Here is a 21,926-nt window from a genome sequence, read left to right on the forward strand (position 1 = left end):
TGCGCAGCAGTCCCATTCTGTGTAAACAAAGAGAGGGGCCGCTTCGCGGCCCAACGGGAGCAAGCTCCCTCGCCACAAATACAGTGTTGTCCCTTAACTGACTGGCATTAGGGCTTGCCCCCTCCCACATATTGATCTGTGTTGTTTATGAAAAAGGCGGCTACCTGTGAGGGTAGCCGCCTTTGTTTTTACCGCTGGTCCTGCTTAATCCGGCAGTTTGAACGCCATCACATAGTCACCCTGCTTGGTGCCCAGGGAACCATGACCCCCGGCCACGACCAGCACGTACTGCTTGCCGTCCTTGCCGGTGTAGGTCATCGGGGTGGTTTGCGCGCCGGCCGGCAGGCGGCCTTCCCACAGTTGCTTGCCGTTTTTCACGTCGTAGGCACGCAGGTACTGGTCGAGGGTACCGCTGAGGAACGCCACGCCACCGGCGGTGGTGAAGGTGCCGCCCAGGCTCGGTACGCCCATGCTCAGGGGGATCGGAACCGGCGAGCTGTCACGCACGGTACCGTTCTTGTGCATCCAGATGGTTTTGTGGGTGGTCAGGTCGACCGCCGCCACATAACCCCACGCCGGTGCCTGGCACGGCAGGCCCATTGGCGACAGCAACGCTTCGAGGATCACACCGTACGGCGCGCCTTTGTTCGGCTGCACGCCTTGGGTTTCGCTGACGCGCGGGCCTTGCTTGGCGATGTCGGCGGCCGGGATCAGTTTCGATTTGAACGCCATGAAGCTGGGGTTCACGAATGCGATCTGACGCACCGGGTCGACGGAAATACCGCCCCAGTCGAACACGCCGAAGTTGCCTGGGTACACGATCGAACCCTGCAGCGATGGCGGAGTAAACGCGCCGTCGTAGCGCATGGATTTGAAATCGATGCGGCACAGCATCTGGTCAAATGGTGTCACGCCCCACATGTCGCGCTCTTTGAGCGGCGGCGGCATGAAGTTCAGCTCGGACTTGGGTTGGGTCGGGGAGGTGCGGTCGCCCGCCACTGCGCCCTGCGGTACCGCCACTTCGTGGATCGGCACCACCGGCTGGCCGGTCGCGCGGTCCAGCACGTAGATGCTGCCTTGCTTGGTCGACGCCATCACCGCCTGCTTCACGCCGGCGTCGGTCTTGATGTCGATCAGCGACGGCTGGCCGCCCACGTCCATGTCCCACAGGTCATGGTGGGTGAACTGGAACGTCCACTTCACGTGGCCGGTGTCGATGTCCAGCGCGGTCAGGCCGGCGGCGTATTTCTCGGAGTCGTCGGTACGGTCGCCGCCGTACTGGTCGGGCATCTGGTTGCCCATCGGCAGGTAGAGCATGCCGAGTTTTTCATCCACGGCGAACATGGACCACATGTTCGGCGAGTTGCGCGTATAGGTTTTGCCCTCGGCCAACGGGGTGGTGTCGTCCGGGTTGCCGCTGTCCCAGTTCCACACCAGCTTGCCGGTGTGCACGTCGAACGCACGGATCACACCGCTGGGCTCGTCGACCGAGACGTTATCGGTGACGTGACCGCCGATCACCACCAGGTTCCTGGTCACGGCCGGTGGCGAAGTGGAGTAGTAACCGCCCGGGGCGAAGCTGCCGATATTGGCACGCAGGTCGACCTGGCCTTTGTCGCCGAAGTCTTCGCACATTTTGCCGGTGTCGGCGTTCAGGGCGATCAGACGGGTGTCGGCGGTCGGCACGAAGATACGCTTGGGGCAGGCATTCGGCGCGGCGGCCGGGCTGGCGCTGCCGGTCGGGCTCTGTTCGGAGGCGTAGGCGGCGTCATCGTGATACGACACGCCACGGCAGGTCATGTGCGCCCAGCCCTTGAAGTTCTCGGCACCCTGGGTGCTGATCTTCGGGTCGAAACGCCAGATTTCCTTGCCGGTGTCCGGGTCCAGCGCGATCACTTGGCTGTGCGGGGTGCACACGTAGAGCATGCCGTTGACTTTCAGCGGGGTGTTTTCCGCGGTGGTCTCGCCCGGATCGCCTGCGCCAGGGATGTCGCCGGTACGGAAGGTCCACGCCGGTACCAGCTTGTGCGCGTTCTGCGGGGTGATCTGCGCCAGCGGCGAGTAACGATCACCGAACGAGGAGCGGCCGTAGGAGTTCCAGTCGCCATCGGCCTGGGACGGCGCGGCATTGGCCATGCCCGGTACCGCGTCGCGGTCCAGTTGGCCTTTGATCTCACCGGGGTTGGTGAATTGGCTGGCGAGGGCGGCAGCGCCGGCCAACACCACCGCCACGCTCAGTGCGCCGGTGCCCAACGGGGCCGGTTGGCCACGCAGCAACGGACGGCGAAACCACGGCAGCAACATAACGATGCCCAGGGCGAACAGCAGTGCCAGGCGCGGCACCAACTGCCACCAGTCCAGGCCGACTTCCCACAATGCCCACACCGTACTGGCGAACAGTACCAGTGCGTACAGGCCCAGCGCGGTGCGACGGGTGGCCAGCAGCAGGATGCCGGTCAAGGTAATGCCGATACCGGCCAGCAGGTAGTACAGCGACCCGCCGAGCATCGTCAGCTTGATACCGCCGGCCAGCAAGGCCAGGCCCATGATCAGCAGCAAGACGCCTAGCAGCCTGGGCAGCAGGCGGCTTGGGCTTGAAGCACCATCAGTGCTCATAGTGTGTTTCTCCGTGACGTTGGAATAAAGGTGTAACCCCGTGCTTCATTCACTGTAGATGACGATTCGGCGCGGGCTTGGTTCAGCGTTATTTGGGTTTTTCCGTGGAGCGGCTCGGTTATCCACAGGCCGGCGATTTATCCCCAGGCGCGGTTGGGTGTAAGACAGCGCTGTCTTTGTGGGCGGGAATAATCAGCAAGATGGGGTCGACCGGGGAGATGAAACGTTTCAGGTTGTTGCGAAGGATAAAGGGAGAGGGCGTCGAGAGAAAGGGCCAATCGCGATATGCATCATTTCCAATCCGGTAACAGTGACAAAACGTCGCTTAACGCCTCGCCTGCCATGGACAGTGCGAGGCTTGGCGAGCGAGGTCAGGTCACGCGTTTCATCCCCCGAGGAAGAGCGGCCAGGAGGTAGGCCAGATTGAGGGCCCGGTGCTCTTTGAGATTCCAGCGGTCAATGAATAAAAAGCCTTTGTCATCGAACTGCACCGCAGTTTCCAGGATCTCGCCGGAGTTGGAGTGATGCAGGATACGCACGTCGGTCGGCGAAGTCTGTTCTACCGCGTAATCGCCAATATTGCGTAGACGCGCCCTGTCGAACGCGACGAAAGCCGGCTCGGGATTGCGTCCCGGGGTGGCGACGTCCAGTCGGAAGTCGGCGTCCAGTGTGGAACCTTCGGAATGCAGTTCACGGCTGGCCCGTGAGATGCCCTTGGCTTGCACAGGCGCGACATCGTGAATATGCAGGCTGACAGCGTCCATCAGGTCGACCATGCCGGGCACGCCTTGGAACCAATTGGTATGCCCGCTACCTACCAGGGAGACCCAGCGGTGGGCACCGTGTTTCACCTGGTCGGCCTGGATGGTGCGCATTGCGAAATAGTTCATGACTTCGGTGCGAGAGAATGGGCTGCCGTCCTGACGCAAGCTGGCCACGCAATCAATCGCCCTGATCCGGATCCCATATTTATTGGCGCGCTCCACCAGTGCCCTGAAGGAGTACTGACTGCCTGCCGCCACGCCATGGCCGACGTCCAGCTGTTTCAAATACTCTTTCAGGGGTTTGGACATGCTTCCCGTGAGGTACAACGTGTCCAGTGATGCCTGATGAAGATCGGTTGTCAGGTGTTCCAGATACAACGTCTTGACGCCGGATTCCTTGGCCAAGTGCTTCATATTGTCCATCAGGAAGCGTTTGCTGGATGTCGCCGCATGGCTTTCACCGACGACAAAGCCGTTGGTTTTACTGAAGACAGCATCGAGAAACTCGGTCTGGGTGACGGTGTCCCGCACCTCTGGCAAAGAAGTACGTGGTGTGAGAGTGAGGTTTTTGAAAAACGCCTCTGCTTCAGTGGCCAGCTGGGTCCGGGCTCTCTTGAACGCACTCTGCGCCAGGCTTTTGGGCGCAACGGTTTCAGCGTAATCCGTTGCAAAGAAGGTTCTCTTGCCCATTGCCGTGGCCATGTGTTCGCGGTAGATGGCGGCGTATTGCGCGGGCAGATCAAACTGGCTGTAGGCCTGGGCCGGGATGGGGCGCGTCTGCGAGGGCCCAGGCTCTTCAGGCACTTTGTAGTCGCTCTCAAGCTTCAGGCGGAAGTCGGCCTTGGCCAACGGGTCTCCTGCAATGTCGCCGGCGATGTCCGGGCCGATGCCGACGGGGTCGCCGGCAGGAACGTCAACGATACGCAGGCTTACGGTTTTTTCCAGATCAGCGATCCCGGGGACGCCGTTGTAGGTGTTCGTGCGTTTTTGCTCTACAAGCGCTATCCATCGGTCATCGGTTTTTTGTGCGGTGTCGATGCCGATCACTTTGTGAGAGTAGAAATTGGTGAGGGTGTTGGAACGATGGGCAAATGATGGGTTATCGGGCAGATCCATCGCGCGGTCGAGGTCATAACTGGTGGATGCGTCCAAGCCTTTGACTTGAATCTTCTGGGCACGTGCGGCAGTTACCAATTTGCTGTAGCTGTATTTGGCGTGCTTACCTGACCCTAAACTTTTATCGACCGCATTTAGTCGGTCGGTGACATTACGGGAAGACCCCGTGGTGTTGTATTGGTCGAGTTTGCCCTGGAACACGTCCCGAGGCAGATGTTCCATATAGAGTGTTTTGACCCCTTGTTTGCTGAGGGCCGGCATGTTGTCGATCAAAAATTGCTTACTTGCGATCGAACCGTGTGTTTCGCCGATTATCAGGCCGTTTGACTCCTTGAAAAGCTGCTCAATGATATGGGTATGGGACGCGGTAGATTCGAAGGTAAGCACGTCCGCTCTTGGAACGGTAGGCTTCAGGTCCTTAAAGTACTGGTTGGCATCGCGAGTGAGCTGGTCCACCTGGAGCAGGTAGCGTTCACGAACTGGGCGTAGTGATTCGATTTCGTCCCTGATGAGAGACGGCGAGATATTCAGCTCAAGCGCTTCTGAGTAGCCGGTCAGATCACTTTTGTAGTTGGGATTCAGGACCTGGGTCATCTTCCTGCGATGCTGCTCGGGCATTTCATAACGATTTAGAGGGCTATCTGCAATGATCGGTCTGGTGGGAGCCCCTCCGCTGACGCCTGAGCGCACCCATTTACCCTCGACGTTCTGGTTTACCAGCCATGTCGTGGACTGTAACGACTGGGTGGCGGCATCGTACCGGTACAACAGAAAACGTCCGAGTGGGTCGGCTGTGAGTGGTGCCCAGAGTGTCTCACCGTTGTATACCACCGGTTGCATGTCGGCTGCGGCAAATGAAGGCTTCGGGCGTGCCGGGTTCGGCGGCGGGAGTTGCTGGACAGCGTCTATAAGGTTGCTGTTTTCCACGGTTCGGTAAATAGGTCGCGCGGGCAACTTATTGAATTTCCCCAGTGCCCTCAAGGTTGGCCTGAGGTCAGTCAACAACCCGCCTGCGGCATTCGCCAGTGCGGCCAGGTAATAGCCGAACGCTGCTTCCTTGTCACCCTGGGTGTAGGCGATCAACGCCAACATCGAGTCCTTGAGCATGAATGCCGCGCCAACCGCCAGGCTCAGTGGCGCAAAGGGAATAGTCACCACGGCGAGCACGATTTCCAGTACATCGACACAGGACCAGACCACATTCATCACCGCGTCGAGACGGCTGGTGGTCGTCGCTTTGACATTGTCGATGATGAACTGGAGTTTGTTGTTGTAAAACGCAAAAGTCGGCTCGTTCAATAACGGCAATGCCGTGCCTGCGTGTTCCGGTGCGTCATACAACGGGCGAGCGGGCGTGGTCGGGTCCTGAGCAGGAAGACTGTTTTTGGAGGACTCCAGGAAATTGCGCAACGTCGGCTGGTTGCGTAGCAGGCAACGCGTGCAATAGTAATCGATTATCCCACTGACGTTTTTCAACATGTAATTGAACAATCTGGCCCGCCTGAAGGTGACGCCGTCCGGTGCGTTGGGGGTATAGAGCAACGTGTATTCATTCGGGTAGGTGAACACGTAGCAGCCATCGATGACATGGCTGTCGATTTGTAGCGGATACACTTTGAAGCGCTGACGTGTGGTGGGGGCGTTGTCTCCCAGGCTTTCGATGCTGCGCACCAGCCAGTTCTGCTCGGCCGTCGCTATATGGCCGCACAGGCGGCTTTCCAAGGCACTGCTTTTCATCTGCAATTGCTGAACGCTCAGCACCGCTGTGCGTCGCTTGCTGTAGCGGGGATCGTCGGGGTTGATCAACAGGTGCTTGATGGCCTCGACATAACGTTCGCCGATCCAAATGCCTTTTGCTGACTCCACGGCTTTCTCAAGGGTCAGGTCCTTGAGGTTGACGCCTGCGGGCGCTTTGATGACTGTGTTTTTGTTGATGGAGTCGAAGAGGTGGTAGAGGGGGATCAGGTGCTTCAGACCAAATGCGTCATACCCGTCTCGAAATAGCTCCAGGTACGAGAAACTCTTGATGTCGGTCAGCAGATCGGTGGGTCTTCGAGAGGGGTAGAACCACACATCCCTTGGGTCGACGTCGCCCGCGGGATTACCCAGCAAGGCATTCAGATGAGCCTTTGCCGTGGTCAGTAAAAAGCTGTCGAAGTCCGGAAACCGAACGTGTTCCTTGAACTCGCTCTGGTAGGTCTGCTCGGCCCCGTGTGCGTTGGCCGCCAGCGTCAGGCGTAACTGCCGATCAGCGGATGAGCAGCTTCGCAACCAGGACGGGGTTGTCAGGGTTTCTTCTTCCTCCTGTGTGACCAGCATGAAGTCGACCACTTGTTTCAGGCAATCGGCATAACTCGACATTGTTTCGAATGTGATGATGTCGTCAGGCTTGGTATGACTTTGGACGTAGTGATGCAGGGCTTTTCTCAGCGGCTGGCGGAATCTGGACAGGACCTGCTCGAACAGGTAATCGGCCATAGGGTTGGGGCCTGGCATTCCGGGAGATGGAAACCAGACGTAGATGTGGTCCTTACACGCCTGTTCGCTGTTGAAACCCTTGAGTTGTTCGTCTCGAGGTGCCCCCGGCGTGTAGAGCAACACCCGAGTGATTTCACCGCGCGCATTGGTGCGGCAGAGCACCACGACGTCCTTGAGTTGCGCGCTGTTAACCTTCACGATTTTGGCTTTCAGGGGATGATCGTTCTGCTGGCGATCGGAAAGCCATTGATGCTCATCGGCGGTGATGTGCCCCTGCAACAGCGCCAGATAAGTCGATGTCTCGGTACGTCGGTCCAGCATCGTCTGCAAGTGCTGTTTCAATGCCGGTTGACTGTGCGCCTTGCGCTGTTCGTCGGCAAAATCCAGGCGTGGACTCAGAGACTGGGTGAGGGTGATCAGGTAGCGAATTGAAAGCTCTTCGTACTTTTGTGGCAGCGACTGGCCCTGGTAGGACAGTACGCTGCGGTTCAGGAAATCCGACCCCGGTTTGTCGTCGTCGACATGCAACCCTCGCAGGACCAGTTCCACCAGTGTGTGCGAATCCTGATAGGTGCCGACCCCCGCCACTTGGCGGCGGGTAGTAATGATCAGTTGATCAGGGTGCAGGTCGTCATAATCATGATCTCGTTCCAGACGTTCGAGCAGTTGCAGGCGTGCGCAGGCTTGCGGGCAGACGCCCTTGCCGAACAGGGCCAGGGTTTCCTGATGGCTGGCGTCGTACTCGCTGAAGTGATGCGCCAGCTGTTGGCGTTGTGCGGTGCTGGCTCTGCGATACCAGTCCGGTGCCGCGAGCAGCAGCGTTCGTTCCTGCAGGCTTCTGGTGTACAGGTCCAAGCGTAAGCTCAGGTCCAGTTGGGAGGAGGCCATCGCCCAATCGAGTTCATCAATCAGTTGCTGAGGGGACAACTCCGGGGTTCGCTCGCTGCTCAGTGCATACGCGATGTCTTGCGTCCGTTTGGCGTGCAGGGCGTTATAGGTGTGTTCGGCCACCTTCTCAGGGCTGATCGCCGACAGCTCGATTGGCCAGATGGCGGCGGTGTGCAGGTGTTGATACTGGCGTGGCAGGCACCCCAGCACTTCATTGCGTGAAGAGAGGGATTGCATGCACTGCAGCAACGTCTTGTCCAGATGCCTGAGCGAATCGAACGACTCCAAGCCTCGGGTCGGCGTGAACAGGAGCACCGGGCCGACATCGACATCCGTGTCCAGTGAGCGGACTGGTTCGCGCAGAGTGGTCAGAACAAAGGCTCCGGCAAACTCGATGTTCTGCGCGCGGTAGTCAAAGGTCAGGGCATACGTGCCCGGCCTTGACGCGGGCGGCAGAAAGCCCACGGCGCGTTCGACGAGCGCCTGATCGCTGGGAGCCAGCAGATTGTTTTTGACTTTCAGTTTTGCCTCGTCCAGCAGGGCTTCGACGGCTATGTCCATGAGGCGGTTTTTGCGAGATTTGCGGTGTGCCCCCACCTGTCGCTCCATCTCGGCCAGCCTGGCGTTGAGCGCTGCGTGAGTGCTCTCTCTGAGTAACTTCCCTACTGCCCCCTTCAAATTCAGGCCAGCCAAATTCTGGTAGGTCAGCTTTGCCGCGCCGGAAACCTGGCGGTTATCGAGTAGCAATTCTTCGTTGCATCTTTTCAATCGACCGAATTCCAGGGGCAGGCTTTCCAGCGCATGACCATTATTTTCCAAAAGCCCCGTCGATTGAGCGATTTGGTTAAGGCTGTTCTTGAGTCGCTCGAAAAAGAAAGGCGTGTTACTTGAAGTGGTCATGGCACATTCCTTGTGTGAAAGGCATTATTGTGTCTACCGAGCGTGCGGGGAGGTGCTACACAGTTATAGGCCGACATAGGCAGGGTTTTTGCGCCATAGTGAACGTGGCACTTCCACCCGAAGACTCCCTCGGCTAAGGTGCGCAGCTCGTTTTCCTCCTTCGTCAAAAAGGCCTGGTATGACCGCTCAACCCCCCTCTCGACCGCAGGACCCACTGCACGGTGTGACCCTGCAACACGTCCTCACCACACTGGTGGAACACTACGAATGGGAAGGCCTCGCCGAGCGCATTGATATCCGCTGTTTCAAGAGCGACCCGAGCATCAAGTCGAGCCTGACGTTCCTGCGCAAGACGCCGTGGGCGCGCGAGAAAGTCGAAGGGTTGTACGTCAAGCTGATGCGCACCAAACGTCCGTTGGACTGAGGCAATGAAGCGGTTTATTGCGGCGGCGGCACTCGCCGGTTGGAGTGGCCTGGCGATCCAGCAGTACCTGATCTTTTACTCGCGCTGGTTCAGCGGCGCGAGCCTGTTGGGCGGGCTGATCAATTTTTTCAGTTTCTTCACCGTGCTCACCAATACCCTGGCGGTCGTGGTGTTGAGCTATGCCCTGGTCAATCGACACTCGTCGGCGAAGCGGTTTTTCCTTGCACCGAAGGTCAGCAGCGCGATCGCGGTGAGCATCGTGGTGGTGGGCGTGGCGTACAACCTGTTGCTGCGGCATTTGTGGCAGCCCGAGGGCTTCCAGTTCATCGCCGACGAACTGCTGCACGACGTGATGCCGATGCTGTTCTTTATCTACTGGTGGCGGTGTGTGCCCAAGGGGACGTTGCGCGTGAAGCACATTGGCCTGTGGGTGATTTACCCACTGGTGTATTTTGCCTACGCCCTGTTGCGAGGGGATTTGCTCGGGCAGTACCAGTACCCGTTCATTGATGTCGGCACCCTGGGTTATCCACAGGTGTTTGTGAATGCCGGGGGGATATTGGTGGGGTTTGTGCTGGTTGCGTTGGTCATTGTAGGGCTGGATAAATCTCTAAAGCGCGCAGGGTAAAAAGCTGTGGGAGTTGGCTTGTGTGCGATAGCCATGGGGACCATTTTGGCGCGGTCCTGAACCTGTGGCGAGGGAGCTTGCTCCCGTGACGGTCTGACAGCTGTGAGATATCTACCTGATGCGCCCGCGATCAAATGTGGGAGGGGCGGTGCGACGATTCGACTTGCTCCCGATGGCTGCGTATTAGGCGACTATTTTTTTGGATCTTACCGAGTACATATCCATTTCTGCGGTAACGGCTACTTAGGGTTCCGCCCTGACAGCGGGTCACCTTTGGAAGGACCTGTACGGACCGGAGACATGGTGGACCCAAAAGTAACCAAAAGGTCCTCGCCCCAACACTCGGCACCTCGCTTAGGCTCGGTGTGCCCGTAATCCGACATTGATTTGGGGGGCCGCCGCCACGCGCCATCCATGGCGCGGGGCGGCTAAACCGGCATCCCTGCCGGTTTACCCCCCAAATCAATATCGAATTGCGGCCAGCGTGTTTGACGGGGCGCCTTAGATCAAGATCAAAAGCCACAGCAACAGCAACAGCAACAGCAACAGCAACAGCAACAGCAACAGCGCAAGAGCAGGCAGTTGTGTCCTATGGCAATCGCAGTGGTGCGACGATTCGACAAGCCTGCCCACTTCGATCGCGTTGAGCCTACTCGTCGTCGCTACCGTCGGCACGCCAGTAACCCACGGCTTTGAGAAACGCTTCGTCGACCTTATGGGTATCCAGCAGCACGCGGCGTACCTGACGCGACAGTTTGGTCTCGGTGGCGACGAAGCTGTACAGCTTGCCCGCCGGCAACGTCAGGTTGCGCACGGTGTCGAGCAGGTCATCCCGGCCACGTACCACCCAGATGATGTCGACATCGGCGGCACTTTCCAGCGCTTGCTGCTCTGCCGCATCGGCGATTTCAATCACCGCCACAACCTTGCGTCCCGCCGGCAGTTCTTCCAGGCGTCGACCGATGGCCGGCAGCGCGGTTTCATCGCCAATCAGCAGGTAGCTGTCGAAGATGTCCGGCACGATCATCGAGCCGCGCGGGCCGCCGATGTACAGGTGCTGGCCGACTGTGACCTGCTCTGCCCAGGTGGAGGCAGGGCCATCGCCGTGCAGCACAAAGTCGATGTCCAGCTCCAAGACCGCCAGGTCGAATCGGCGCGGGGTGTAGTCGCGCATCGCCAATTGTGCGCCATCGGTCTTGATATCGAACGTCGGGCTTTCCAACGCGGCCTTTTGCGCGGCGGTCTGTGGGAACAGCAGCTTGATGTGGTCGTCACTGCCCAGGCTGACGAACCCGGCCAGTTGCGGCCCGCCCACGGTGATGCGGCGCATGCGTGGGGTGATGTCGACCACCCGCAGCACGTCCAGGCGACGGCGCTTGATTTCGTGGGTGACGCGGTGGATTCCCAATGTACTTGATGTGTTCATTCGGTTTGCTCCGGTAAGGATTGCGCGAGAGGGCCGTCGACAATGGCCTTGGCGGTGTCGTTGAGCAGCGTGCTGACTCGCAGGATTTCTTCCGCGCTCCAGCGCCCGTGATGCAACTGCAACGCATGGCGCAGGTTGTGCACCGCCTCATGGATCTGTGCCGGGCGATCATGCCCGCGCAGTGAGCGCTTGCTCACCTCGATGCGCATGCGCACGCCCTCCAGCGCCACGGCCTGGTCCTCAATGGAGAGACGTCCGGCGTCGGTCACGCTGTAGCGTTTTTTGCCGGCGTCGGCATCGCCGCTGATCATTTCGCTTTCTTCAAGAAACGTCAGGGTCGGATAGATCACTCCGGGGCTGGGGCTGTAGGCGCCGTCGAACATGCTTTCGATGCGGCGGATCAGGTCGTAGCCATGGCACGGTTGCTCGGCAATCAAGGCCAGTAGCAGTAATTTCAGGTCGCCGGGGGCGAATACGCGCGGGCCACGGCCGCCGCGTTCGCGGCCGGGTGGGCGTCTGTCGAAGCTGTCGTGATCGGCGTGATCACGGTGATGGTGGTCTCTCATCTGCGTTCTCCATGTGCGTTTCAAGATATAACTTAAGATATATCTTTAGGCTTCGCAGCTGTTTTTTTCTTCGGGGCGATGAACGGCTTGTGTAGGAAAATTCTGGCAGTCGCTGATTGAATTTCTGAAAAAGCCGTCATTTTTTACTTTCACATAAGGCGAAGTGACTACGGGCTTCCAGGAAGCGCCTTGCTTATTTGCGCGACAAAACAGTTGATCATTCGGCGGCTTCGAAGTCTCTGGCGGCAGCGTCCTGCTCAGATCCAGGGGCTGGCTTGATTCAACACGCGAGGTGTAGGGATGAGATGTTGGACGATGGTGTTGGGAGTTACGTTTTTACTGGTGGCGGCAGCCGAGTCTCACGCCTTGAACAGGGATATCACCGCAGTCTTCAGGCCTGATCCGGCCAAGCCCAGCGATAACAAGTTCATCAATACCACGCCGACCAGTGGCTACTGCGCATCGTACCCGGCCCAATGCGGGCAGGCGGGGATGTTCAGTATTCGCTTGCCCATACGTTTCGCTTCGAACGGGCCAATTCAGCCCAATCACGAAGATCCGCAGCAAGGCGCAACGTTCAAAGTGCCCGCAGAGTGGCGTGAGATCAGTGTCACCAACGCCGACTCGGGGGAAAGTGAGATTGTGGAAGTTCGCGTGCGCGCCATCGGGTCGCAATATGCGCTGCCTGATAGCGCCGTAAACCTGGTCGGCGGAGGCGTGGGCACCGGTGTTGCACATGGGATGCTGTGGGGGTCCAGTTGGGTGAACTCACCCGCCCCCTGTCGATATAGCGGTGTAGGAGCGTACAGCAGTTCGCAGTACGCGTTTCTCTGGCAAACCCCAGTAGAAGCCAGTTGCTCAAAACGTGCCCGTTATCTGATCCCTCAGTTGGCCTACAACTATTTGGACTTTGCCTACGAACTGCGCACGCCCAATCCGTTGAAGATGTCGGTCGGGCATTACACCGGTTCGCTGACGTATCGCATCGGCCCAGGACAGGATTTCGACATGGGCACTGTCATGGTCGCCAACGAGGCGCAGCTAACCTTGGATTTCAATCTCGAGGTCCAGCACACCCTGAAGATCGAAGTGCCTCCTGGCGGTAATCGTGTCCAGTTGGAGCCCCAGGGCGGCTGGCAAGCCTGGTTGACCCAGGGACGCAAACCGACCCGCTTATTTCGCGACCAGACCTTTCATATCTATACGTCTTCACGCTTCAAAATGTTGCTTGAATGCCAATATGGTGTCGGCGCCAACACCTGCGCATTGTGGGAGCCGAACGTGGGCCATGCGGTACCGGTCAACATCAGCGTAAGCCTGCCCCATGGCCTGACCGATGCCGAAGGTCAACGCGTCAATAGACGTTTGCTGCGACGCGATGGCAGCGGCACCGAGTTGTTCCAACCGGGGTTCTATGTGGAGCGCAAGCCTGCCACCCTGCACTTTGAGATCGCCCGCGATTATGTCGAGGAAATGCTTAGCGGCAGTTCACGCACCTACGCCGGAAACGTCACCGTGATCTGGGATTCGGAAGTGTGAACTTGCTGGCTTAGAACCGCGCGGGTCAGCCGTCTGCCCAACTCGTTTTCATCGTAAAAACTGTCGCCGAGAATGCGCAGGTAGATGGCATCGCTCATGGGGTCGCCGGTCAGCACCACGCTGTGCGGCACGTCCATTTTATCGGCCAGCGTGGTCAACTGCTGGCGCAGTTGCTCGGCGACCAACGCGTCCTGCCGGTCCGCCGGTTTGCGCAGGTAATGTGCCCAGTCGTCCTGGGCCGAGCGCAAGTCGTCGACCCCTGCGGTGCTGTCGCGATGCAGGCATTGATTGTCCCGGAACGCTTGTGGGTAGGTGTCCATCAGGTAGTTGTTCCAAAAATCCTGTTCGAGCATCTGGTTTATCAGCCCATCGCCCTGTTCCAGCTCCAGTACGGTATTAGCGGCGGTAGTCAGTTGCTCGGTGCTGACCCCGGAGGTGGTTCGGTAGGCCATGTGGCTTGAGAGCCAGGGCAAGTCAAGGCGTTCTTTGAGCCCCGTCTGATAAGCGACGTAAACCTCCACTTCATCGACCGTGCCGCGCTGTCCCTCGACCACCTCGGTATTGAGGCGCAGGCCCAGTCCGCCGGCGTCCAACGGCGCGAGCCGTTGCTTTACGTCGGCCTGGGCAATACGGTTGACCTGGTGCAGCCGTGCTTTCTGTCTGGCCAGCCGGGCCAGCGCCGGGCCCAAGGTGCTGGGCGATGCGTCGCGATACGCTTCGAACACCAACACTTCAATGCCCATCGCGTTGAAAATTTCGGCCCCGGCGTCGGCGCAATTGAACGGCTCCCTGGCCATCATGAACAGACGTTCACGCAACCCATCGTCGCTGTGCATGGCTTGCAGCATGCGCCAGACATTCAGGCTCAACTGCGTGCGGTTGAGCTGGTAACGACCGGCGTCTTCAGGCGTCTGGAAGGTGATGTCCTCGACTTGTAGACTCCTGATCACTTCAAAAAAGCCCTGGGAACCCTGTTCGGCTTCCAGATCATCCCAAAGGCGTTGCAAGTGTTCTCGGCGGGCGCCTCGACGATTTTCCAGCCAGAACGCGCTGTCGATTTCGCCCCGCGCCGGATAGGTGCGCCAGGGGTCCAGCCCGGCGGCCCTCCGGAGATCGACCATCAGGTTTTCGCTGTCGAAATCAAGCCGCTGTCGATCCAGGCGCGTGCGTACCACCAGTTCCGCCTCCCACGAGCCGGGCTCGACCGGGGGCAACTGGCGGACAGCGGTATTGCGCAGGTCGAGGACAAAGGTCGCGGGGCGCGGGAGTTCGAACAGCCCCGACGGCCAACGGCTGATACCGGTGTTATTGAGCATCAGCATTTGCAAGAGCGGCATGCGGCTGATATCCGGCGCGTGCGACAGATGTGTGTTGTGTGAAAGCTCCAGGATCTTCAAATGCTGAAGCTGCTTGAGCTGCGCCAGGCTCTGTTCGGTCCACTGGAGGGGATTGCCGCCCAGTTTCAAACCGTTCAGACGCGGCATCTGGCTTACTGCGCCGGGCAGCTCGGTGAGCTGGTTACCCGTCAGGTCCAGGGTGCGCAACTGGGGAAAGTTGTGCAAAAAAACCGCATCGCTGTCGAGCATTCCCGCGCCCGTCATGGTGAGGTTGGTGACATGTCCGAAATCCGCCTGCAGCCGGGGGAAATCCCTGAGTGCGCCCCGTAAGGCGTAGCCACTGAAATCCAGGGCACGGCCGAACAACGGGTCGCCATATTCGCTGCGATAGTCGTGGGGGCGTTGTTCCCAGCAGTGGCGCAGGATGGCGCCGATGTTCACCCGGTCCAGGCGTTCCTGGTCGGCCAGCGCGCGATTTGCCGACGCCGTGGGCGTGAGCAGCCAGTTGTGCAGGTCCTGCATCAACCGGTGTTTTTCAGTTTCGAATGCGTCCAGTGTGCGTAGCCCCTCCGGCGTATCCAACAACACGGCGACACTGCGCGCCTCATCGGGCGTCATCGTGGGGTAGAGGCGGGTAATCCGCGCCTGCACCGAGCGTTCCAGGCCGAACAATTGCCGCAGCGCCTTGAAATCGGGCCACTTCAACAACCGCAGAGTGTCGCGCTGAATCACCGGCGCGATGGGCGGCTGCGCCAGCGCGATCCTGCGTTCGGCCGGTGGCAGCAATTTTGTCTGCAGCCATTGCTTGAGAGCCGGGCCCTGGCCGGGCTTATAGCCCAGGGCCTTGAGGTGCGCCTCGGGCAACAGGCGCAGCGTGGCTTCGTACAGGTCGTAGGTGAGCGTACGTGCTTCGGGCAATGCATAGCGGCCATTCGCACTGCGCAGCAGCACCTTGGCGGTGCGCGCATCCTCGGGGCCGACGCTGCAGCGCAAGAGGCCGTCCGGGGTGTGCTCATGCACGCTGATCCGCAGGTCGGCGAAGGTGTCGGTGTAAAGCCGCAAGGCATTGAGCAACAGCCGTTCGGTATCGACGCCGAGCGGTACGTCCGGGTAGAGACCTTCATAGGCGTGGGCGGCCTGTACTTCCAGTTGCAGCGCCTCGGCCAGGCGCCTGAGGCGCAGCGGCAAGCGTTGTTGCTCGGCCATCATGCGGCGCTCTTCAGGGGGGGCGTGGCTGAGCAAGCGTTGCACCAACGCGTCGGGCAGTTGCGGGCATGTTTGCTGCACCAGGCGGGCGCTCGTGTCATCAGACGCCTGCGCGAGACGATAACGGTGTTCGAAAATCGCGGCTTGTTGTGTGTCGAGATAGTCACCCAGACGATTGCGTAACGCCTGCACCCTTGCCGGGGCGGCGGGTAAGGGGGCACCGAGCAATCCCTCAAGTTCCATTTCACTTAGATAACCCACGATCTGTTCCGGCAGTCGCCCGGCCTGCACGGCCTGCCGGCTGATTCTCAAGGTCTGCGCGGCCCCCGCCTCGCAGTCGCCGTATTTCATTGAGGCACCGCTCAGGTCCGCCGCATCGAACACCTCAATGGCCCGCTCGACCGGCCATCCCGGCAGTTCCGTGAGCGATTGCGCAGTCCAGTCATCCGTTTCGCCGGTTGGCGCGCCCTTGCGCACCAGGTCGCCGAAACCATCGACTGCGCGGCGCAGTTCAAAACGTTCCAGGGTGTCGGCGAGCAGGGGCGGCAGCGCGGTACATTCGACATAGATGCGCTGCAGCTCTTGGGTGGCGGTACCGCTGATATCGCGCATGCGCGCCAGCTCGGCGGGCGTGAGGTCGGCGGTGGTGGGCGTGAGGCGCTGCATCAGGCGGGTGCTGTCCCAGGTCATGGGCTCCTCGCCTTCATGCACCAGCGTACCGGCGCCGTTGCTGAAGACCTCGGGTTGATAGGCGTCGGGCCGCTTGGGATGGAGGATGCGATACCGGCCGGTACCGGGGTTTTGGGCGACCGCGTAGTGATGGCTGTCCAGGCGCATGACCTTCTGCTCCTGCCGGTGATGAAACCCTTCGGCGTCAGGCTTGGCGCCGGCGACCGGCGCCAGCTCGGGTTGTCGGTAGGGCGCAAGGTCGGGGTGCCACAGACGTTGGCGTCCATCGGCCAATTGCACCGGTTTCAACCCCTCGACAAAGGCCGAGGCTTTCACCCTGGCCAGCGCCCCCAACGACGCACCGGCGCCGAAGATCCCCAGTTGCACCACGCTCTGCGCGATACCCACGGCATGTTCGATGGCGTCTACACGGCGTCCCTGCGTCCAGTCCAGCAGGCCTTCGAAGACCTCATCGGCAAGTTGCCAGGCACTGTAGGCGAGCATCAACTGGCCCAGCACCGGCATGAATGGTGTGGCGACCAGCAAGGCCGCGTTCAGTACGTCGGACAGGATGTGCTCCAGGTTGTCCCACCAGGCCCAGCGCGCCATGCGGTCGGCATAGGCCGTGGACACGGCGATCTCGCGCGCGTCATCGAGGATCTTGTCCAGTTGACGCTGGTAGAGGTGCTCCCACAGATCGGTCTGCACCCGGCGCGTGCCGATGTGCAGGTAGGGCTTGTCCACCGGCGTGTCGCGCCAGTTGGGCAGAGGGTCTTGTGAGCGCCCGGCGTGCCAGGTGACATGACCCAGGCGCTCATGGAGCCGGGCCAGGAACACGCCGCGCTGGGCCTGGGGCACGAAACGACAGAAAAAGCGTTGGTAGGCGGGCTGGCGCAGTTGGCGGGTCATTTCTTTTACAAAGGTCGTGCCGTCAGGATAGTACTTGAGCGGATGCTCCGGATCGTCGGGCACATAGACCAAGACGGGCAGCGGCTGACGGCCTTGAGTCAGGTCCGGGGCGATGACCACGATGCCGGTCAGCGGGGTGTCCATCAATGTCAGATCGTGACAGCACAGCGGCGCGCCGTTGAGCATCAGCCCCTGGCGGCTTTCGACCAGGCGCAGCATCAGGTCGTGGGTGTTCAGGTCGATCTGTTGCAGCATCAGCGCGCTCTGCGCGGCAGTCTTGAACGCAGCCTTGCCATGGCGGATGACCCTGGCTTGTAGCACCGCCTTGGCCAGCGGCTGCTTGAACCCCAACTGTTCTTCGAGATGCTGCTGGTAACGCCTGCCGATATCGAGTTCACGCACCAGGTTCTTGAATTGACCGATCGTGATCCGATGCTTGATGTGTTTGATATCGAACAGGCCCTGGGGGTCAGGGCGGGTAATAAACGTCGAGTCGGCGGTAAAGGTTTCGGGGGCGGCAAAGTTGTGCAGCGCGGCGTGCAGCAGCGACACGGTTCGGCTGCGCACGCCACCGGTGACGTCATGCACCCACCACGGCAGGTTGGCCGGTGCGTACAACCTCAGATGGGTCTCGCGCACGTCTTCATCCAGACCGTATTGCTCAAGCAGTGCCTGTTTTAACAGGGGCTCGGCGAAGGCCTCGACGTCTTGCAGGTGTTGGAGGTGCTTATCGACTGCGTTCTGCGCGGTCCATTGCTCGGCCACAGCGATTTTCAAGCGCTGCCAAGCGACGGGTGACGCCGATGCGAAGGCGCTCGGGGCGGTTTTGGCTGCGCTCCCCAGCGCCGCCACGCGTGCCGCTGATGCTTGGGTGAGCCACGTCGGCAATGCCTGTTTGATCAACGTGAAATGGGCGGAACGGGTGATGGGTACGGTCGCGGGGATGGCAGGTTCAGCTGTCATGGTCGAGTTGCCTTGTGCAAATAATGAACAGGCAGTCTAGGCGGGCGCGGGCCGTGCTTTAAGCTTGAAATACTGCTTTATAAACATAAGGTTATGTATGAATTAAGCGGTTAATCGAACACGGGATATAGCGACGTAGCACCCCTTTGCACGGGCGGTAGCTATTTGGTTTTTACGCACTGAGTGTGGCTGCCCGGTTGCAGGTACGGCGTGAGAATCGGCGCCATGCCCTTGAGCACCTGCACCGGCAGCGCCGAGGTAAAGGTGAAGTGTTCGGCCGAAACACCGGGGACAAATGCGGTCAGCGTGCCGAAGTGCTGCTCGCCGATGTAGAACACGAAGGTCGCGGTGCGGTTGATCGACTTGGAGCTGAGGATGCGGCCGCCGGCGCCCATGGCTTCGATGCGGTTATCGCCGGTGCCGGTCTTGCCGCCCATCGACAGCGGTGTGCCGTCGGCCAGTTTGAAGCTGCCGGCCACGCGTTTCGCCGTACCGGCATCCACCACTTGCGACAGTGCGCCGCGCAAGGCCGTGGCCACTGCGCTGGGCATCACCCGCTTGCCGCGATTGGGGTCGTTGACCACCCGTGTTTCATAGGGCGTGCCGCTGGCGAAATGCAGGCTGTCGATACGCAGCGCCGGTACGCGCACGCCGTCGTTGAGGATGATCCCCATCAGTTCGGCGAGGGCGGCGGGGCGGTCGCCGGAGCTGCCGATGGCGGTGGCCAGTGACGGTACCAGGTGGTCGAACGGGTAGCCCACGGCTTTCCAGCGTTGGTGAATGTCGAGGAAGGCTTCGATCTCCAGCATGGTGCGGATACGGCTGTCGCGGGCGCTTTGATGGCGGCTCTTGAACAGCCAGCTGTAGACTTCCTGGCGCTCGAATTCGCTGGCCTTGACCACCTCGCTGAACGTCGCCTGGGGGTGGTTGAGCAGGTAACCCAGCAGCCACAGGTCCAGCGGGTGCACCTTGGCGATATAGCCTTGGTCGGGCAGGTCGTAGGCGCCGGGGCCGTAGTTCTGGTAAAGCGTGGCCAGGCGTTCGTCGCTGAGTTTGTCGGGGGTCTTGATGCCCAAGAGGTGCGAGCGCACGAAGCTGTTGAAGCTTTGCTGGCTGGCCTGGGGCAGCAAATAACGGTGCACGGCGGCCAGGCGAATGGCGGTGGGGTGCAGGCTGTCCATGAACGTGTCGAGGCGCGCCTGGGTATCCTTGTTGCGGTATTTTTTCCAGAACTTGAGCAGGAACGCAGTGCCTTCGTGGTCGGCGAACCGGGCCAGGTATTCCTGGCGGCGTGGGTCGTTGTCGTCCTTGAGCAGGCGCGCGCTGTTGTCTGCGCCTGAGTAGGTGGTGTAGCGCACCAGGTCGCGCATCAGGCGAATGAAGGGCAGGTTGATCGACTCGCGCAGGGCATCGCGCAGGGTCGGGTTGCGGCCGTTGTCTTCATTGCGAAAGTTATGGAAGCGGTGCAAGCCGCCCCCGGTGAAAAACGCCTCGCCGGGGCTGGCCGAGTAGGTGCGGTCGAGGGCCGCGTCGAGCATCTTCGCCAGGTCGCGGTCGCTGTTGCGCATCAAATAGTCCACAGCCCAGCGCGATAACGGATCCTGCTCCGGTACCTCGACGGTCTTCAGTGCGGCCGGCGATCGCGCTGCATAGCGCTCGTGCAGCTCGGCGATGATTTGCAGGTAGGTGGTCAGCACCCGCAGCTTGGCGGTGGAGCCCAGTTCGAGCTTGCTGCCTTCGTTGATATCGAAGGGTTGGTCGGTGTTGTCGGTTTGCACCCGCACCCGCGCGCCATCCGGCGTCAGCTCGAACAGCGTAAAGCTGTAGCGCACCTGGGGCGTGCTTTGTGGCGTGAGCAGACGCGGTCCGAGCAGGCCCGTCTGGGCGGCGAACGCGGGGTCCGCCAGGCGCTTGAGGTACGCGGTGGCCTGGGTTTGCAGGTCGTATTGCAGGGTGCTGGTGGCCGACAGGTCAAGACGATCAAGGTCATACAGCGGGCGATCAAGCAGGCTGGCCAGGCGGCTGCGGGCGACGCTGATGGCCCGGTTGCCTTCGATCGGTTGCAGCGTGGGCTGGCGCTGCCAGTCGCGGTAGGTGACGTGGTTGGCGAGGGCGGCGGCGGATAAGGCTGGCGTGATGACGTTACTCTGCGCGAGCAGGCGGATATGGCTGTCGGTCAATTGCGTCAGCTCGTCGCGGCCTTTGTTCAGATAATGCGAGGGGCGCCGCTGGGCGATCATCAACGACAGCACCTGGCGCAAGGCCAGGCCGCGTTTGGCCAGGCTCGCCGGGTCCTGCGCGTGGTCACTCAACGCCTGGTTGACCGCGTTGAAGTCAGCGCCGAACCACACGCGCAAGCCTTCAGCCATGCCGTGCACTTCGCCGTGCCCCGGTACCGCCGACAGCGGCACGCTGTTGAGGTAGTCGCGCACGATACGCTGCCGACTGTCCAGGGTCTGCGGGCCCGGTTGGTAGGCCCTGACGCTTGCGGAAATCATTTGGCGGATTTTCTCGCCGCCCGACAGGGTCAGGCCATCGGGCGAATGACGATACTTCTCCAACTGCGTGGCCAGGGTACTGCCGCCGGCGGTCTGGCCCGGCAGATGCAGCAGCTTTGCCACCTGCGACCAGGCCGCCTTGGCGAAGCGCGGCCAGTCCACCGCCGGGTTGGCCAGCGGTTGCTTCGGGTCCAGCAGGTCGCGGTCTTCGATGAACAACAGGCTTTGCACCACCAGCGGCGGGATCGCGGCGAAGTCTGCATAGAGTTGCTGCGGGTAGGTGAAGGTGTACAGGGGGGCGCCGCGGCAGTCGGTGAGGGTCAGGCCGGCCTGGACCTTTTCCGCGTAGGGTACGAATAGTCCGCGCTCGGCGTAGTGCATCAGTGCCGGGGAGAACCGCGCCTGCGCCTCGATGCGGTAGTTGCGCTTGAGCAGGCGCGGCAAAAAATCATTGAGGCCGCTGTAACCCAGGCGCCGGTCGAACGGGCCATCGCCGGGGTAAACAATGGCGTCGCTGGGGCCAGGTTCGACGCGGTAGCTCAGTGATGCCGCAAGCGCGCTCAGGTGTTCGGCCTGCAGGCGCGAGGTGCGCATTTCCCGGCTGGCGGCCCAGCCCAGGCCCAGCAGTGCGATCAACAGTACCAGCCACACCAGCCGCCACCACAACCTTCGCGTGCGGGGGCTTTGTGGCAATGGCGGATGATCCGGACTGTCGGTGGGGACCACAGCCTGGGTCGAATCGGTTTGCCATAAAGCGCCCATAGTCGATTGATCCATTTACGCAGATTGATCGGACCTGGTTGAAGCTTAGTCGCTGCCGGCGCGGCGTGAGGAATTTGTAGGGCGGGGCGTCAGAGCCTTGCCAACGGCCTCGGTGGCGCCTGTGTTTCACGCTTAGGCAGGTGAATATTTCTCGCGGGTAGCGTATTTTCCCGGACTTAACGCTGAATTTAATCGTTTATAGAGTGAAAGCCCCCTCGTTCGGGTTTTTATACTGCG

General features: G+C 60.6%; 9 protein-coding genes. 3 read left to right on the plus strand and 6 right to left on the minus strand.

The annotated features are described in order from the left end of the window. Window positions 1-204: 204 nt before the first annotated feature. Together V6M90_RS25405 and V6M90_RS25410 are read right to left on the minus strand one after the other, a co-directional pair. Window positions 205-2,616: a glucose/quinate/shikimate family membrane-bound PQQ-dependent dehydrogenase gene (locus V6M90_RS25405; RefSeq protein WP_003172032.1), complete on the minus strand. Its 2,412-nt coding sequence runs from the start codon at window positions 2,614-2,616 to the stop codon at window positions 205-207. 371 nt (window positions 2,617-2,987) lie between these two features. Then, a complete protein-coding gene (locus tag V6M90_RS25410; RefSeq protein ID WP_332847306.1) occupies window positions 2,988-8,762 on the minus strand; it encodes a membrane-targeted effector domain-containing toxin in 5,775 nt (1,924 codons plus the stop codon). Between the two features lie 178 nt (window positions 8,763-8,940). Here V6M90_RS25410 and V6M90_RS25415 point away from each other — a divergent pair, with 178 nt between their 5' ends. Then, window positions 8,941-9,186, plus strand: coding sequence for a VF530 family protein (locus V6M90_RS25415; protein WP_003172035.1), 246 nt, complete (start codon window positions 8,941-8,943; stop codon window positions 9,184-9,186). A 4-nt stretch (window positions 9,187-9,190) separates the two neighbouring features. Continuing rightward, a complete protein-coding gene (locus V6M90_RS25420) occupies window positions 9,191-9,814 on the plus strand; it encodes a Pr6Pr family membrane protein (protein WP_332847307.1) in 624 nt (207 codons plus the stop codon). Window positions 9,815-10,463: 649 nt separating this feature from the next. Here the strand turns inward: V6M90_RS25420 and V6M90_RS25425 are convergent. Together V6M90_RS25425 and V6M90_RS25430 are read right to left on the minus strand one after the other, a co-directional pair. Next, window positions 10,464-11,240: a siderophore-interacting protein gene (locus tag V6M90_RS25425; protein ID WP_332847308.1), complete on the minus strand. Its 777-nt coding sequence runs from the start codon at window positions 11,238-11,240 to the stop codon at window positions 10,464-10,466. Continuing rightward, window positions 11,237-11,806 (minus strand): PadR family transcriptional regulator, encoded by a 570-nt coding sequence (locus V6M90_RS25430; protein ID WP_332847309.1) that lies wholly within the window; start codon window positions 11,804-11,806, stop codon window positions 11,237-11,239. Before V6M90_RS25430 ends, V6M90_RS25425 begins: the two co-directional genes overlap by 4 nt. Window positions 11,807-12,106: 300 nt before the next feature. On the opposite strand from V6M90_RS25430, the gene V6M90_RS25435 reads away from it, so the two are divergent. Then, the gene (locus V6M90_RS25435; protein ID WP_332847310.1) at window positions 12,107-13,345 is read left to right on the plus strand and encodes a hypothetical protein; all 1,239 of its coding nucleotides are present in this window, start codon (window positions 12,107-12,109) and stop codon (window positions 13,343-13,345) included. Here the strand turns inward: V6M90_RS25435 and V6M90_RS25440 are convergent. Both V6M90_RS25440 and V6M90_RS25445 read right to left on the minus strand, forming a co-directional pair. Next, the gene (locus tag V6M90_RS25440) at window positions 13,303-18,429 is read right to left on the minus strand and encodes a dermonecrotic toxin domain-containing protein (RefSeq protein ID WP_332847311.1); all 5,127 of its coding nucleotides are present in this window, start codon (window positions 18,427-18,429) and stop codon (window positions 13,303-13,305) included. The two genes, V6M90_RS25435 and V6M90_RS25440, sit on opposite strands and share 43 nt — an antisense overlap. Before the next feature lie 161 nt (window positions 18,430-18,590). Next, window positions 18,591-21,689, minus strand: coding sequence for a transglycosylase domain-containing protein (locus tag V6M90_RS25445; RefSeq protein ID WP_332847312.1), 3,099 nt, complete (start codon window positions 21,687-21,689; stop codon window positions 18,591-18,593). Between the last annotated feature and the right edge of the window lie 237 nt (window positions 21,690-21,926).

The sequence above is a fragment of the Pseudomonas lactucae genome, assembly GCF_036688725.1.
GTDB lineage: Bacteria > Pseudomonadota > Gammaproteobacteria > Pseudomonadales > Pseudomonadaceae > Aquipseudomonas > Aquipseudomonas lactucae.

Coding starts and splice junctions, on each gene's coding strand:
- V6M90_RS25405 (WP_003172032.1), bottom strand. CDS start 2,616: ATGAGCACTGATGGTGCTTCAAGCCCAAGCCGCCTGCTGCCCAGGCTG.
- V6M90_RS25410 (WP_332847306.1), bottom strand. CDS start 8,762: ATGACCACTTCAAGTAACACGCCTTTCTTTTTCGAGCGACTCAAGAAC.
- V6M90_RS25415 (WP_003172035.1), top strand. CDS start 8,941: ATGACCGCTCAACCCCCCTCTCGACCGCAGGACCCACTGCACGGTGTG.
- V6M90_RS25420 (WP_332847307.1), top strand. CDS start 9,191: ATGAAGCGGTTTATTGCGGCGGCGGCACTCGCCGGTTGGAGTGGCCTG.
- V6M90_RS25425 (WP_332847308.1), bottom strand. CDS start 11,240: ATGAACACATCAAGTACATTGGGAATCCACCGCGTCACCCACGAAATC.
- V6M90_RS25430 (WP_332847309.1), bottom strand. CDS start 11,806: ATGAGAGACCACCATCACCGTGATCACGCCGATCACGACAGCTTCGAC.
- V6M90_RS25435 (WP_332847310.1), top strand. CDS start 12,107: ATGAGATGTTGGACGATGGTGTTGGGAGTTACGTTTTTACTGGTGGCG.
- V6M90_RS25440 (WP_332847311.1), bottom strand. CDS start 18,429: ATGACAGCTGAACCTGCCATCCCCGCGACCGTACCCATCACCCGTTCC.
- V6M90_RS25445 (WP_332847312.1), bottom strand. CDS start 21,689: ATGGGCGCTTTATGGCAAACCGATTCGACCCAGGCTGTGGTCCCCACC.